The following is a 16,097-nucleotide window of genomic DNA, read 5'->3' as shown; positions in this document are numbered from 1 at the left end:
GGCAAAGTATTTTATTTATTAAAAAAAGCACCCAAAAGCTGATTTATTTCAGCTAATAGGTGCTTTAATATTTAAGCATTAAATTGAATTTATTTTTTAAAAAATATTTTTAGCTCATTTTAGTCTTTAGTCTTCCATATTTTTTATTAAACTCAAATCGCCTGTTTTTGCTGCTTCTAGAATAGGACCCATATACTCGTCTACAAGTGATGCATCAAGTGGTATCGGCATATTTTTCAATTTCATATCCAACTGTGGATCTTTAGCAGCCTTTAAAGCTCTCTCTATATGCTGATCAGTAAATCCATCTAATTCAGAAAGAGTAGTAGGAAAGTTAACCTCTTTAGCAAATTTTATCATTCCCTCTGCAACTGCTTCACCTAATTTGCGACCATTTAAATTATTAATATCTACATCTATATATCCATTTCTTTTAAATATATCCCCTAAAACTTTTAATTGTTCTTCTATAGCTGGTGCAAAAAATACAGTGTAATAGATATTCATAATTCCACAGGCTCTTCCATGACTGCTCACATCTACTAAAGAAAAACTGGTAAGGTGCCCACCATTAGTTCCACCTACCATTATCGAATAAGCACCTAAATCTGTGGCTAATCCTAAAGCTTCACGTGCTTCAGTATCATGCAAATCATTAATAACTTTGGGCGTATTTTTAACTATCAGTTCAATAGCTGTAGAAGCAATCTCCTTTTCTAAATCATAATTTTCAGCATCGATTCCATAAAACACTTCTAAGCAGTGTGCTATCCCATCAAAAGCACCATCAATAGTTACCTTAAGCGGCATTGTTTCGGTTACTGCATAATCAAAAACAGATTTATGAGGAATGATAGCATTATCTACAATCAATTTCTTCTGGCCACTTACTAGATCAGTAACATTAGAATATTTTGTCAGATGCGCTCCAGAACTTGCCGCTGTTTGAATAGCGATTGTAGGAATTAGATGTTCTTTGCTGTGCTGTAGTGCCTCTGTCACAATTCCTGTTCCAAAATATTCGTCTATATGAGGACTATAATGACCGAGTGAAGCTACTATATTAGCAGCTTTAACTGCATCAATTGTACTTCCTCCACCAATAACTATTATGGAATCAGCTTCAAAAGTATGTAAATATCCTGCTAAACGATAAACATCTTCTCTGGGAGCATTTGGATTAGCCCCAGGAAATATTCTATTTCCAGCAATTTTTAGATTGTTTTTCTTAAGTGATTTTTTAACTTCAGTTACTGCTGTTTCTCGATAAGTATCATTAGAAATTAACAAAACCTTCTCACCATATTTTTTAGCATATTCTCCTACTTCATTTAAGATTCCTATACCTAAAGCATATTCCTCTCCTTTAAAATCATATAAGAGTGTTTTCGCTTTTTCTTTTAAATCCATTCTGAAATACCTCCCTTATAAAAAATTTAAATTCCATCATTACTTCAACTAACTACATTCTGAGGTTTTTCTGCTAACCAGGCTTCAATATTATCAAATACTATCTCTGCTCTTTTGATAAAAGCTTCTTCTGTTGCAAAGGCTGTATGTGGAGTTAGAATTGTATTTTTAGCATTTAAAAGTGGATGATCTGAAGGAATCGGAGGCTCCATTTCAAAAACATCAATTCCAGCTCCTGCAATTTTTTCATTATTTAAAGCCTCAGCCAAAGCTTCACTGTTAACTACAGGTCCACGTGCCGTATTAATCAAAATTGCATCCTTTTTCATTAAAGCAATCTCTTCTACACCGATTAAATCTACAGTTGAGTCTTTAAGTGGAACATGCAGGCTCACAATATCACTATTCTGCATTAATTTATCAATCGGAAGATATTCTACCCCTAATTCTTCTCCCAGTTTATGTTGTTTATGGTCATCAACCAGAATATTGCAGCCAAAGGCAGCAGCTATTTTAGCAGTTTTTTGTCCTATTGAACCAAAACCAATTATCCCAAAGTTTTTTCCGAAAAGTTCATTCCCAATTAAATTTTTTCTTGTTTTACCAACTCTTACTGCCCCATCAGAATCTTTAATATTACGCATTAGATTAATTACTAGACCAAAAGCTAACTCTGCCACAGCCTGATTGGCATAACCAGATGAATTTGAAACTAAAATATCATTTTCTCTGCAGGCTTCCATAGCTATATGATCAAAACCAGTAAAAGCAACAGAAATCATCTTTAAATCTTTAGAAGCATTAATAACTTTCGCAGATAAAGGCTGATTGGCTATAATTAAAATATCAGCTTCTTTAACTCTCTTAATCATTTCCTGATCATTTTCTGCCCGACTTGAATAAGCAATTAGCTGATGTCCCTCAGCTTCCAGCTGCTGCCGATACTCTTCAATTTTCATCATTGAAATATTAATTGGTTCAACCATCACAATTTTCATATTATCTCCTCCAAGAATTTTTCCCATTTAGGCCATGTTATGTTTTAAACCGCCATTAAATTTGATTTCATTAACTTAATTTTAGCATTGTTCCAAAAACAAGACAAATATTTTAAGACTTAATTAACTTTTAACCTTATAGCCAATTTTAAATAAATAAGTAACTAAAACAAATAAGATTAGGGCAAAAGATCCAATAATAAGTGCAGATATTAAAGGTGAAATATCAGACTGTCCAACAAAAGAATAACGAACTGCATCTACCATGTAAAAAACTGGATTAAATAAAGATACCTTACTCCAGATTCCTGGCAGGCCTTTAACTGAATAAAAGACACCACTTAAAAATGTCAAAGGAGTAATAAAAAAGTTTGAAAAAATTGATACATGATCAAATTTTTCCGCCCAAAGGCCAGCAATTATTCCAAAAAGCGAGAAAATTGAAGACACTAAAACAGCAAAAAACAAAGCCAAAAATGGATGTGCAACTGCTCCTCCATAGAAATAAATTGAAACCAAGTAAGTTACAGTTCCAACCAGTAAACCTCTTACCATCCCACCAATCATAAAACCTAGGCTTAATTCGATGTAAGAAAAAGGGGCCAGCAAAAAATCAATGATAATCCCATTATATTTAGCTCCAATTAAAGAAGATGAAGTGTTTGCAAAAGAGTTTTGGATTAAACTCATCATAATTAATCCCGGTACTATAAAACTGATATATGGAATCCCATATCTCGGAACCTCTCTATTTTGAAAAGAATAAGAGAAGATAATTAAATATAAACCTGTAGAGATCAAAGGTGCAAACACAGTTTGAATTGCCACCTTTGAGAATCTAAGAACTTCTCTTTTAACAAGGCTCGAAAAAGTAATAGTATTAATTTTCATCATCCCCTAAATTAGTTAACTTAATAAAGACATCTTCTAATTTTGCACTTTCAATATTCATATCTACAATATCTAAATTTAAATCGTTTATCGTTTTTAGTATTTTATCTAAATTTCCTTTTGCAGTTTCAATTTCAATCTCTTTCTTTTCTTTATTTAAATTAAAATCAATCCCCAACAGCTCTTTATTCAATCCGTGAACTGAATCAGCAAATTGAATCTTAATCAGCTTTTTATCAATCGAATTGATCAGATTTTCCTTAGTGTCAACCTTAACTATCTTTCCCTTATTCATAATAGCAATCCGATCACATAAAGCTTCCGCTTCTTCTAAATAATGAGTTGTCAATATGATTGTTTTACCCTGCTTATTTAAATTAATAACATATTCCCAGAGGCTATTTCTTAATTCAACATCAACCCCTGCAGTCGGTTCATCTAAAACAATTATTTCAGGATCATGGACTAAAGCCTTAGCAATTAAAAGCCGCCTTTTCATTCCACCTGAAAGTTCACGTGGACCAATTTCTGCTTTATCAGTCAGGCTTAATGCTTCTAATAATTCATCTATTTTCTCTGAATTATCTTTAATTCCAAAATAACCAGAATGAATTTTTAGAGTTTCACGAACTGTAAAGTAAGGATCAAAAGTTATCTCCTGGGGCACAATTCCTAAAGATTTTTTTGTTTCCCTATAATTTGAAATAATATCCTTACCCAAAACTGTAATACTACCTGAATCTTTTTTAACTAAACCACCAAGAACTCCGATTAAAGTACTTTTGCCAGCACCATTAGGTCCCAACAGTCCAAAAAATTCTCCTTTTTTAATATCTAAATTAATATCACTTAAAGCCTGTAGATGACCATAACTTTTATTTGTATTTCTAATTTTTATAGCTGTAGACATGAAAATCCTCCTTAATAAACTATCTTTTGATACTAAATTAATACTTCCATTTAAACTGTTTCTCTCATTTTAGACATTGAATCTTTAATTGAAGCCATCAACCAGGTTGACATTATTATAAAAGCAGTTAGTTCTGCGATAGGGAAAGAATACCAGACAGCATCAAGACCGAATATTTCTCCTAAAATATACATCCCTGGAACTAAAAACACGGCCTGTCTTAAAAATGTGATAGCAAAACTAGGCATTCCTTTTCCAACTGCTTGAAATGTAGCTACACCAATTATATTTAAAACCATAAAGAAATATGATAAACTTACTCTTTTTAAAGCACTAACTCCAATATTTAAAAGCTTGGGATCACTATTAAATAATTTAATTATAACTTCTGGAAATAGTTGAAATACCGCAAAACCAATAACTCCAAAGCTCAAAGCAGCTGCATTACCGATTAAAATTGTTTTTTTCATCCGCTCAGGATTATTATGACCAAAATTATAACCAACAATAGGCAGATAGCCCTGAGTTAAACCAAAGACCATCATTAAAAAGAAGGACTGCATTCTAAAAATCAAACCCATTACCGCTATCGCTGTAGAACTAAAAGCCCCCAAAATAAGATTAATAAAGACAACTGCAATACTAAAGAGCAGTCTATTAGCCATTGCAGGTATTCCTACATTATATATTTCTTTTATTATCTGAAAATCAAACTTAAAATCCTCCAATTTCAATGTTAATTCATTTTTATCACTAAATAAAACAAAAATAATAAATACCCCTCCAACTGCACGCGAAAAGATAGTTGCATAAGCAGCACCTGCTACTCCAAGCTGAGGAAATGGACCTAAACCAAAAATCAAAAAAGGATCTATTATCATATTTAAAACTGCACCAATGATCATAGTCATCATCGGCAAAAAAGTGTTTCCTTCTCCCCGTAATATATAATTAAAAGTTGCTGGAATAAAGACAGCCATTGAACCAGTTAAAATTATATTAATATACTGGTAACCAAGATCAATTAAGACTGGGTCATCTGTAAAAATTTTAATTATATCTTCTGCAAAAAACACACCTACTAACCCACCTATTATTCCATAAATAATTGCAATAAAAAAGACATGTTCTGCAACATTATTTGCTCGGCAGTTATCTCCCTGACCCAAAAGCCTTGAAATTAAAGAACTAGTACCAACACCAGTCCCAACTCCAACCGCAATTAACACCATTTGAACTGGAAAAGAAATCGATAATGCAGATAAAGCATCTGTACTCAGTCGGCCAACATAAATACTATCTACAATATTATACATTGCTTGAATAATCATACCGACTATGGCCGGAGCGGATAATCTGAAAAGCAATTTTATTATTGGCTCCTGACCCATGCGGTCTGATTTTGATTGAATTTCCATCTTAACCCTCCATTAATAACAAAATTATAATTAAGGTAATTTATTTTTTAAAACATACTGCTTTAATTTTAGCATCTATACTCAAAAAAAACAATAATTTACTTAACAAAAGCTGGTTATTTACTTGATTTATTAGCCCGATCAATATTTTTTAACTAAATTAATAGCCATAATATTTCAAATTCTTTGACATTGGTTATTTGAAGTGATAAAATTTATATAGAGAAGTAGGAAATAGATATTTAATTATTTTCATTTATATAAAAATATTATAAATAACTCAAAATATATACAAAATACACAAAGAAGGGGGGATAATTTCTGAATTTTTTTAGGATAAGGTATTTCTTAAAATCTTTTTTATGTTAAAAAAGGAGGAATAATAATGGGTATTACTTTAAACTTAGTTCTTGCTGCTTTTGGGGGAGGCGCATTTGGAGCTGCTTTAGGAGCATTACCTGCATTTATTTTCTGTGGTTTTGCTGTAATGGCTGGTGAAGCTTTAGCTCTGGCAACTGGTGGAGGTGTTATTACTGGTTCCATAGGTTTTGGTGCTTTATTTGGTCCTCATATTGCTTTTGCCGGTGGCGCTGCGGCAACAGCCTATGCTGGTCAAAAAGGGAAACTTGATGATGGTGCGAACATTTTGGCTCCACTTTATGGAATTGATGAAAATTGGGATATTCTACTCGTTGGTGGTATTTTTGGTATTTTAGGTATGGTAATTAATCAGTTTTTTTCTTCTATTGGCACACCCACTGATACAATTGCTTTAACTGTAGCAATTTCAGCACTTATTCATAGACTTGTTTTTAGTAAAACTGGTATTTTTGGTACTTATGATCCTGATAAAAGTGATTCTCGCTGGAAACCACCAGCAGAAATTGCCTGGCTGCCATGGCAGATGAACTTTTCGCAGCTGCTGGCTTTAGGACTCAGTGTCGGCTTGGTTTCAGGATATATTACTATTATTACAGGAAGTAAATTTATTATGTTTGGTATAACAGCTGCTTCTTTAATCATCTTAGAGACCAAGGGCAAAGGACCTGTTACCCACCATATTGCTTTTCCGGCTGCAGCTGCAGCAATTGCAACAGGAAGTGTTATCTGGGGAGGAATTTTCGGTATACTAGGTGCTTTTATTGGTGAGTTTTTTGCTCGTCTATTCTATGACTGGGGAGATACTCACATTGACCCTCCAGCCTGTACAATAGCTACTTTAATAACAGCTGCTATGTTATTTTTAGGTTTTACATTTTAAATAAGATCAAAAACTCCTGGCAGATAATATTTGTCAGGAGTTTTTTCTATCTAAATATTTTTTATTCAATTAAACTTCAATTATTATTTGAATTTAGAACATTTATCGTACCGGACAAGCTCCAGTTTCACAAGAAGCATCATCAATTTCTCTTTCTAGAAACTCAGTTTCATACTTAGAAACTAAGGACGGATTGAATTTTTCCATTTTTTTAACTCTTTCATTATATTCTTCTTCTGTTATTTCTTCATAAGGCATTAAATCATAGAAATTATCATTATAAGAAATAAAAGAAATACCCACAACACTATTCCAATTCTCCCATAACCATTCTTCTACATCTTTCCATTCATCATCACGAACATGAACAGTAATTGATGCATTATGATCAACATAATTTTCCATAAACATCTTATATGTTTCCAGCTGATCAATTGCATCTACATCCCCTTTAACTTCTCCTTCTGGCGCTTTAACAGGGAATTCAACCACTAGAGTTTCAGGGTCATCCGGATTCTGGCCAACTTCTGGATGAATCGGATAATCCAGTTCTTCACAGACTCTAGCCAGTGGATCAGAAGCAGAGATTCTTACTCGTCTAACATAATATGCACTGTGAGAATAGTGTAAACCACTGGAAACAGTTGGCATCTGAGTCTGTGTTCCCTCAGGTTTAACGGTTGTAATTAGTTTTGGCTCATTATCTCCAACTTCTTTAGCTATTTCTCTACCTGCTTTATGAGCAACTTCGCGCAACTCTTCTAATAATTGAGCCTCTTGAGCTTCATTTAGTCCAGCTGCATTTTTCATATCCTGCCAGCCAGTTAAAGAAGTTCCAATCAACCTGTCTCTTTTATTTATTTGATCCCATTCTGGTAATTCAAATTCAATTAAAGCCATTCTGTAACCCGCTCTGGCTGAAAGTTGTTGAGCCTCAAACATAGCTTCTCGATCAATATTACCTTCTTCATCTACAAAAGCCATTACATTCAATGATGTCAGATTACAAACTCCTCTCGAGTCCAGCAGAATTTCCGCACAGGGATTAACACCTTTAAAGTTTTCTCGGCGTCTGCTTCCCTCAACAGCATTGATAAATCCTGGCTCACCACTGAAACGCATCTGCTTAACATGCCACTTAAGCTGTTCTTTAGAAGGTTTTCCTTCATAAAAAATACTATTGTTACTCATCTGACGGTGAGATATTTCCTTATTGATTACCCACTCATCATTTTCTTTGACATATAAATTACTTTTTGCCTGAGCAATTTCTTTATCATCTTCACTGAAAAGACAGATTTGAGATGAACGTCTAACTCCACCCGACACAACATTTTCAGCTACAATATTTGCTAGATCCATTGCGTCGATTGGCTTTAATTTAACTCGTTTAATATCATCAAGTTCACGATCTGGTTTTTCTGTAAGCAGCTTATCTATTTTAGTAAACATCCGCTTTAAACTCTGATGTCCGGAAGCTGTCCCCCCAAAAGTCTTGAGTTTTTCACCTTTTGGACGTACAGAATCATAATTAAAAATGATTCTCTTTAAAGGTCGATAAGCATGATTAACTAAGAATTTGAAATAATATTCTAAGGATTGAATCCAACCTTCTTTAGAATCACCGACATTAATTGTTACAACATCATCTTCATCAAAATCAAAATCTGTATATTCTCTTCTCTCATCTTTATCAACTGGCTCATAATATTTATGGATTACTTCAATATCAGTTCTAATCTTAGGCAGCTGCTCTACATCACGAGGCAGGACTCGGAAACCAACTCCTGATCCGATCATTAAAAGATAAAACAAATCCTGATAAGCTTTAAAGCTGTCAATGACTGTAAAAGAACAGTTGTAATTACTCATTCCATATTTTTTAGATGATTCTGTAGAAGCTGTCCAGAGTGTACGCCCTGCTAAAAAGTTTTTTAAATTATATACATTATCATATAGTTTTTCCGCTTCTTTTTTAGTTGTCGGAGCCAATGAACAGTTATATTCAACAGCTCTTTTAACTGTTTCCCACCAATATTCACGACGCTGCTCTTCTTCTAACCAGCGCGAATATGTTCTATAGTAAATAAACTCTCCCAATTCAGTTGGAAAAGGGTTAGGCTGATGCTTATATTTACTTAAAAAATCATTTGATAAAAGTGCATTTTCCCGGTCTTTCTTTTTTCTATGCAGCCTAGACTGCTGTCTTTTATTTCTATATAAAATATATGCTTTAGCTGTTGTTACATATGCCGCCTTCATAAGTTTTTCTTCTACTAAATCCTGGATTTCTTCTACTTTAGGCACCTGATCTTCATTGTAGAAATCTATTATCAAATCAGATTCTACATCTAAGGCAACCTGTTCTGCATCATCCTCAGTCGCATCTTCTCCTGATTCGATCATAGCTCTATAAATCGCTTTGGTAATCTTATCTCGGCTGTAAGCAACCTCTCTATCATCTCGCTTAATCACCGTCATATCGGATTTGCTCAAAATAAAAACCTCCTTAAAATTTTTTCTCTAATTCTAAAACATAATTATAACATACTAATATTTAAATTGCATTTAATTAAAGCTTGATTAATCTGCTTAACTTTGCATTAAACTACAAATCTAAACAAAAACTTAGTTATTGACAGTTAATTATATCTATTTTAAAAACAGAAAGTAAAAAATAACTAATCTTTAGTATTTAGCTATATTATTTATTATAAGATTAATATAGTCAAATATCAATTATTTTCTTAAATCCTTTTAACGAAAAATTTCTTCTTTTTTACCCTGATAAACTTCAACCTGCTCCCAAGTGGGAAGTCCTTCTATATCACCTTTAACAGTTATACATAATGCTCCAACTAAATTAGCAAGTTCAACAGTTTTTCTAATTGGAAGCTCTCTTAGAAGCCCCGTAATTAAACCTGCTGCAAAAGCATCTCCGGCTCCAATTAAATCAACAATATTATTAACACAATAAGGATCAACATGCTTTATTTGATCTCCCTGATAATATAAAGCTCCCTTAGAACCAATTTTGAGAACTATTAATGATCCAGGATCCATCATCTCATAAAAACCTTTAATAATTTCTTTTGGATCAGAAAGGCCAAGTAAAATTTCTCCTTCTTCAATTCCAGGAAGTAAAACATTTACCTGAGGAATTATTTCTAGCATTACTTTACGCATTTTTTCAATTGAATCCCAGAGCTTAAGCCTTAAATTGGGATCAAAAGAAATTTTTAAATTGTTTTCTTTTGCTACCCTCAAGGCTTCGAAAAAAGCAGCTTGAGCACTCTGACTTAAAGCTGGAGTAATTCCAGTTAAATGAAGATGCTTAGCCTTTTTAATATAATCTGCATTAATATCTTCTTTATTTAGATAGCTTGCAGCAGAATTATCTCGATAATAAAAAATTTTTGGTTCTTTAGTTGTATGCATTTCTTTGATCATAAGTCCAGTTCTATGCTTGGCATCCCTTTTAACTTGAGAAACATCTACCCCTTCACCTCTTACAAAAAATTCTACATAATCACCAAGTGGATCTTTACCCAATTTACTAATCCAACCAGAATTAAAGCCCAATCTTTTTACCCCAATTGCTACATTTGATTCTGCTCCGGCTATATATTTCGAAAAATTATTTAAATACTTTAAAGATCCTACCTCTTGTGGTGCCATAGCTGCCATTGTTTCCCCAATAGTAACAAGATCAATCATTTTAAATTCCTCCTAAAAAAATAAATATTTGCCTCTAATACTAAAACTGAAAAAAGGCCACAGCCTAAGCTGCAGCCTCTATTTGAATAAATTTATTAATTATTTATTTATCTCTTAACTCTACCAGAAGCATTTCCTCCAGCTAGAGTTTCTACTTCTTTAACACTTACATGGTTAAAGTCACCAGGAATTGACTGCTTTAAGCAGGATGCAGCGGCTCCGAACTCAGCAGCTTCTTGAAGCTTTTTGCCAGTAACTAGAGAATATATTAAACCACCGGCAAAGGAGTCTCCTCCTCCAACACGATCAATAATTGTAATCTCATACTTTGTTGATTGCACAAAGTTTTCACCATCAAAAAGTACAACTAACCAACCATTATGCGAAGCACTATGGCTGATTCTTAAGTGACTACCAACTAATTCTAAATCAAAGCGGTCGATTAACTGTTTAGCAACATCTTTGTAACCTTCAACATTTAAATCACCACTGGTAATGTCAGAACCACTCTTGATATCAAATACCATTTCGGCATCTTCTTCATTTGCTATTACAACATCAGTATATTCCATTAAACCTTCCATTACCTGACCAGCTCTTTCTCTGCTCCAAAGCTTAGCGCGATAGTTTAAGTCGCAGCTTACCTTGACTCCGTGTTTTTTAGCAGCTTTAACAGCTTCTAAAGTAACATCTGACATCTGCTCACTTAAAGCAGGAGTAATTCCTGTATAGTGGAACCAGTCAACATCAGCAAAAATTACTTCCCAGTCAAAATCTGCACTTTCAGCTTCAGCAATTGCAGAATGAGCTCTATCATAAACTACGTTAGACGGTCTCTGGCTTGCACCATTTTCACAGTAATAGATTCCTAAACGGTCTCCACCACGTGCAATATAATCAGTATCAACACCAAAACGACGAACTTCATTTAAAGCAGCCTGACCGATCGGATTGTTAGGTAACTTAGTTACAAAACGAGCATCCAGGCCATAATTAGCCAAAGATACAGCAGTATTTGCCTCTCCTCCACCATAAATCACATTAAAAGAATCCGCCTGAATAAAACGCTCATGGTTAGGTGGTGTCAAACGCAGCATAATTTCTCCAAAAGTAACAACTTTCTTAGACATAAAATAAAAACCTCCTGTTAAATTTTGATTAAATTTAAATGTACTTCTAGTAATAAAATGGACCTCTCAGCTGACTAACCTGCTCACAAATATAAGAGCAATCCAGTCAACCTTCTCACCTAAAAGAAATGGTCTTAAATCTCATTGAATTTAATGACTTTATCTAGAATAACTTAATGAAGATTTTTAATAAATCAGGCTGAAGGGCAGGACGCCCTGAACTGACCGTGCCACAGAATATGGCAATCGAGAAGTGTGCCTTATTTATTAAAAAGATGAATTTTAGTTGTTCTCTAAAGTTATTTCTGAAATGAGATTTAAGCCATTTCTGCTCTGGCTTCCTTAATTAAACGAATAAATTCTTTAGCAGTTTCTGTTACCTGTTCATAGTCACCAGTTTTTGCACCTTTGCTTAAGGAACTACCTACACCAACTGCTAAACTTCCAGCTTTAATCCAATCTTTAACATTATCCAAGCTTACTCCACCAGTAGGCATTAAAGGTGCCTGTGGTAAAGGCCCTTTAACAGCTTTGATAATCTTAGGACCAAATAAAGTTGCCGGGAAAATCTTAACGATATCTGCACCATATTTCATTGCTTTAACTACTTCTGTTACACTCATTGCACCAGGCATAACTGCTTTTTGATAACGGTTACACATAGCGATAGTTTCTTCATCTAGAGAAGGAGAAACAATATACTCCGCTCCAGCTAAAATACAGGCACGAGCTGTTTCTGCATCTAAAACAGAACCAGCACCAATTAAAACCTCTTCTTTACTGTATTCATCAGTTAACTGTTTAATTACATCAACAGCTCCTGGAACAGTCATTGTAATTTCAATGGCATCAATACCACCTTTTTTTACAGCCTCTGTAATTTTTAATGCTTTTTCTGCATTTTCAGCTCTAACTACTGCAACAATACCAGTTTCCTCAACTCTTTTTAAATCTTCAACTTTACTCATTAAATAAGCCTCCTTTAAATTTTAAACCTTTTTGTCAAAACAACTCAACGATTTTCTCTAATTTTAGCCGGTATTTTAATAATCCGTTTTAGAGAGCACAAGAAATTAAATAATTAAATTTAAACCCGGCTTTATCTCAAAAAATTACTATTAAAACATGCTTATAAAATTGTGTTTCTAATAGTAAAACGACGTTTTATTTAAATCCTGTATATATAATTCTAGACTCAAAGTAATATTCCTTCTTTTTTTAAAAAAAATTTAAAAAATAATAAAAGGAGAAATAATATTGATCCTTAATTTAATATTAGACCATCATATATGATAATTAAAATTATAGAATTTTAAATCAATAGAATGAGGTGATAAAATGGGGATTAATAATCTATCAAATTTGATAGATGCTCACAACTGGTTTTTTAATGTTCAGGCAGGTAATAAAATTTTATATATTACTGCACTTTTAGTCTTTTTTGCTCTTCTCATTGTTTTAATAACAAAAAGATACAGAATTCCTATTGTAGTAGGTTATGTTTTTTTAGGTATCTTATTAAGTGAAGATATCATTAACACTCTACCATTTTTAAGTGACATACAAATAGAATGGTATTTGTTTGTAGTTGATAGTTTTGGCTATCTAACACATATTGCTCTTGGATTTATTGCATTTAGAATTGGAAGTGAACTTACAATTAAATTATTCAAAAGATTAGGAAAAGATATTCTGGTAATAGTTATATTTCAGACTATAGCTGCTTTTGGATTAGTAACTTTAGCTATTTATTTTATTGGGCAACCTATATATATATCAATGCTTTTAGGCGCAATTGCTGCTGCTACAGCACCTGCTGCTACAGTAATGGTTCTCCGAGAATATAATTCTAAAGGTCCTTTAACTTCTGTCATTATGGCAGTTGTAGGAATTGATGACGCACTTGCTCTAATTATTTTCAGTATAATTGAACCAATTTCACTAATAATCCACAGTGGTAAAGCAAAATTAACAATTATTAAAACAATTGGAATACCACTAATTGAAATCACGGGGTCTCTAATAATTGGGGTAATTATTGGTTATCTTACTCAATATTTTTTAATTAAATTTAAAAATAGAACTAAAAAAATTCTAACTTTGATTTCTGCAATTATCGGCGCTTCTGCAATTGCAATTTATACCGGTCATTCTCCATTAATTACAAATATGGCAGTAGGGTTTGCCTGTAAAAATTTTACTGATCAAAACCTTGAGATATCTGATTATCTAGAAATAATAACAGTACCATTATATGCAATGTTTTTTATTCTTGCAGGTACTGAAATCAAATTTACAGGTTTAAAACCAGGTTTTTCTTTAATCACTATTACATATATAACTGCAAGAATAATTGGTAAAGTTGGCGGAGCCTCTTCTGCTGCCTATTTAGTCCAAGCTCCTAAAAAAATAAGAAAGTATATCGGATTAAATCTTTTGCCGCAAAGTGGTGTTGCAATAGCAATGGCCTACACTATACAAAATAAATTTTCCACCTCCACATCAACGCTTGTTTTTAATGTTCTACTCTTTACTACTGCATTTACAGAAATTATCGGACCCCTTGCAACCAAATATTCAATTTCTAAAGCAGGGGAAATTGAAAAAGAAGAAAACTAATACTTAATTAAAGTTTATTCTTGAAACAAAATGTCCTTCGGACAATCTGTCATACAGTAAGGTTAAATTTTGTTGATAGCGGAAATTATGAAACTATAAATATTAGCCACAACAAACCATTAGGCAAATTCCCTGGCTAGTAAAAAAAAGAGCCCTTAAAAGGACTCTTTTAATCCAGTATTAATTTTCAAAATAAATAATACTTAAACTAATTAAACTTTTATTAAAATTATAGAAAGTTATTTAATAACATCAGTTCCCATAAATGGTCTTAAAACCTCAGGGACTGTTACTGTTCCATCTTCATTCTGATAGTTTTCTAAAATTGCAGCTACTGTTCTTCCAATTGCAAGGCCAGATCCATTTAAAGTATGAACAAATTTTGTACTTGCACCTGGTTCTGGACGATAGCGGATTCCAGCACGTCTTGCCTGAAAATCTTCGAAGTTAGAACAAGAAGAAATTTCTCTATAAGTATCATAGGCCGGCATCCAGACCTCTAAATCATAAGTTTTTGCCGAAGAGAAAGTTAAATCTCCTGTACAAAGGCTTACTACTCGATAAGGTAGCTCTAATTTCTGCAGAACATCCTCGGCATCTGCTGTTATTTTTTCTAATTCATCGTAAGAATCTTCTGGTTTCACAAATTTAACCATCTCAACTTTGTTAAATTGATGCTGACGAATTATACCTCTAGTGTCACGACCATGAGCACCCGCTTCAGCTCTAAAACAAGCACTATAAGCTGTTAAATATTCTGGCAGCTGATCTACATCAAGAATTTCCTCACGATAAAGGTTAGTTACTGGAACTTCAGCAGTTGGAATTAAATAATAGTCTAAACCTTCAAGTTTAAACATATCTTCTTTAAATTTGGGCAGCTGTCCGGTTCCTGTCATACTATCTGCATTAGCTATAAAAGGTGGAAAAACTTCCTTATAACCATGCTCATCAGTATGTAAATTAAGCATAAAATTAATTAAAGCTCTCTCTAATCTAGCACCTGCACCTTTAAGAAAAGTGAAGCGAGTTCCAGTTACTTTACCTCCTCTTTCAAAGTCTAATATATCTAAGTCTTCCCCAATATCCCAATGTGCTTTGTATTCAAAATCAAATTTTCTCGGCTGACCCCATTTTCTAACTTCTTTATTATCTTCTTCATCTGAACCAACTGGTACAGATTCATGGGGAATATTTGGAATACCTAAAAGTAAATCATTTAGTTTTTCTTCTACATCAGCAACTTTTTGATCTAATTCTTTAATTTTTTGAGATACATCCTGCATTTCTGCTATTAGATTAGAAGCATCTTCTCCATTTCTTTTTAATTCACCAATTTTATCAGAATTAACATTGCGTTTATGTTTTAATTGCTCAGCTTCATATAAAAGATCACGTCTTTTATCATCAAGTCCTTTGAATTTTTCAATTGGAGATTCCATATTCCTCTTTTTCATTGATTCTTCTACAAGTTCCGGATTTTCTCTAATAAATCTCATATCTAACATTTTTTATTCCTCCTTTAAAATTATGCGTTACGTCAAATCTAATAGTTTTTTTAAAAATATTAATAGTTATCATAATTGTCAGGTTAGGAATCTGTATAAAATGCAGGAATCCCTCCCCCTGAGCTCGTAAATAGTAATTAAGAGAACCACAACTTACTACACCCAGAAAGGAAGGGATCCTAAGTTATGTTTTCTCGAAATTTACCTAATTTCCTGCTTAAACCTCTTATGAATT

12 protein-coding genes are annotated in these 16,097 nt (G+C 33.1%); 2 read left to right on the top strand and 10 right to left on the bottom strand.

Features of this window, described 5'->3' with window-relative positions; all coding sequences use genetic code 11:
• Positions 1 to 126: 126 nt before the first annotated feature.
• The 5 genes from C7954_RS03350 to C7954_RS03330 all read right to left on the bottom strand — a co-directional run bounded on the left by C7954_RS03350 (position 127) and on the right by C7954_RS03330 (position 5,627).
• On the bottom strand, positions 127 to 1,410 hold the full coding sequence (locus C7954_RS03350) for an iron-containing alcohol dehydrogenase (RefSeq protein ID WP_073158751.1): 1,284 nt from the start codon (positions 1,408 to 1,410) through the stop codon (positions 127 to 129).
• Positions 1,411 to 1,454: 44 nt separating this feature from the next.
• Positions 1,455 to 2,408, bottom strand: a complete 954-nt coding sequence (locus C7954_RS03345; RefSeq protein WP_073158748.1) for a 2-hydroxyacid dehydrogenase — start codon at positions 2,406 to 2,408, stop codon at positions 1,455 to 1,457.
• A 123-nt stretch (positions 2,409 to 2,531) separates the two neighbouring features.
• Positions 2,532 to 3,302, bottom strand: coding sequence for an ABC transporter permease (locus C7954_RS03340; protein WP_073158746.1), 771 nt, complete (start codon positions 3,300 to 3,302; stop codon positions 2,532 to 2,534).
• On the bottom strand, positions 3,289 to 4,209 hold the full coding sequence (locus C7954_RS03335) for an ABC transporter ATP-binding protein (protein ID WP_073158743.1): 921 nt from the start codon (positions 4,207 to 4,209) through the stop codon (positions 3,289 to 3,291). Before C7954_RS03335 ends, C7954_RS03340 begins: the two co-directional genes overlap by 14 nt.
• A gap of 50 nt (positions 4,210 to 4,259) precedes the next feature.
• Complete coding sequence (locus tag C7954_RS03330; RefSeq protein ID WP_073158740.1) at positions 4,260 to 5,627, bottom strand: MATE family efflux transporter; 1,368 nt, start codon at positions 5,625 to 5,627, stop codon at positions 4,260 to 4,262.
• Between the two features lie 385 nt (positions 5,628 to 6,012).
• On the opposite strand from C7954_RS03330, the gene C7954_RS03325 reads away from it, so the two are divergent.
• Positions 6,013 to 6,888: a DUF7973 family transport facilitator gene (locus C7954_RS03325; protein ID WP_073158737.1), complete on the top strand. Its 876-nt coding sequence runs from the start codon at positions 6,013 to 6,015 to the stop codon at positions 6,886 to 6,888.
• 102 nt (positions 6,889 to 6,990) lie between these two features.
• Here C7954_RS03325 and nrdJ read toward each other — a convergent pair whose 3' ends face one another.
• The 4 genes from nrdJ to C7954_RS03305 all read right to left on the bottom strand — a co-directional run bounded on the left by nrdJ (position 6,991) and on the right by C7954_RS03305 (position 12,703).
• On the bottom strand, positions 6,991 to 9,384 hold the full coding sequence (nrdJ, locus tag C7954_RS03320; RefSeq protein WP_081374557.1) for a ribonucleoside-triphosphate reductase, adenosylcobalamin-dependent: 2,394 nt from the start codon (positions 9,382 to 9,384) through the stop codon (positions 6,991 to 6,993).
• Between the two features lie 261 nt (positions 9,385 to 9,645).
• A complete protein-coding gene (locus tag C7954_RS03315; RefSeq protein ID WP_110301005.1) occupies positions 9,646 to 10,605 on the bottom strand; it encodes a sugar kinase in 960 nt (319 codons plus the stop codon).
• Between the two features lie 107 nt (positions 10,606 to 10,712).
• Positions 10,713 to 11,735 (bottom strand): sugar kinase, encoded by a 1,023-nt coding sequence (locus tag C7954_RS03310; RefSeq protein WP_089716939.1) that lies wholly within the window; start codon positions 11,733 to 11,735, stop codon positions 10,713 to 10,715.
• Positions 11,736 to 12,052: 317 nt separating this feature from the next.
• The gene (locus tag C7954_RS03305; protein WP_089716940.1) at positions 12,053 to 12,703 is read right to left on the bottom strand and encodes a bifunctional 2-keto-4-hydroxyglutarate aldolase/2-keto-3-deoxy-6-phosphogluconate aldolase; all 651 of its coding nucleotides are present in this window, start codon (positions 12,701 to 12,703) and stop codon (positions 12,053 to 12,055) included.
• Positions 12,704 to 13,073: 370 nt separating this feature from the next.
• On the opposite strand from C7954_RS03305, the gene C7954_RS03300 reads away from it, so the two are divergent.
• Positions 13,074 to 14,354 carry a cation:proton antiporter gene (locus C7954_RS03300; RefSeq protein ID WP_134058699.1) on the top strand — a complete coding sequence of 427 codons (1,281 nt, stop codon included), beginning with the start codon at positions 13,074 to 13,076 and terminating at the stop codon, positions 14,352 to 14,354.
• A gap of 239 nt (positions 14,355 to 14,593) precedes the next feature.
• Here C7954_RS03300 and serS read toward each other — a convergent pair whose 3' ends face one another.
• The gene (serS, locus tag C7954_RS03295; RefSeq protein ID WP_073158724.1) at positions 14,594 to 15,862 is read right to left on the bottom strand and encodes a serine--tRNA ligase; all 1,269 of its coding nucleotides are present in this window, start codon (positions 15,860 to 15,862) and stop codon (positions 14,594 to 14,596) included.
• Between the last annotated feature and the right edge of the window lie 235 nt (positions 15,863 to 16,097).

The organism is Halanaerobium congolense (assembly GCF_004366375.1).
GTDB classification, from domain to species: Bacteria; Bacillota; Halanaerobiia; order Halanaerobiales; family Halanaerobiaceae; genus Halanaerobium; species Halanaerobium congolense.
Note: the sequence above shows the minus strand (reverse complement) of the source record. Positions and strands in the feature narration are given on the sequence as shown.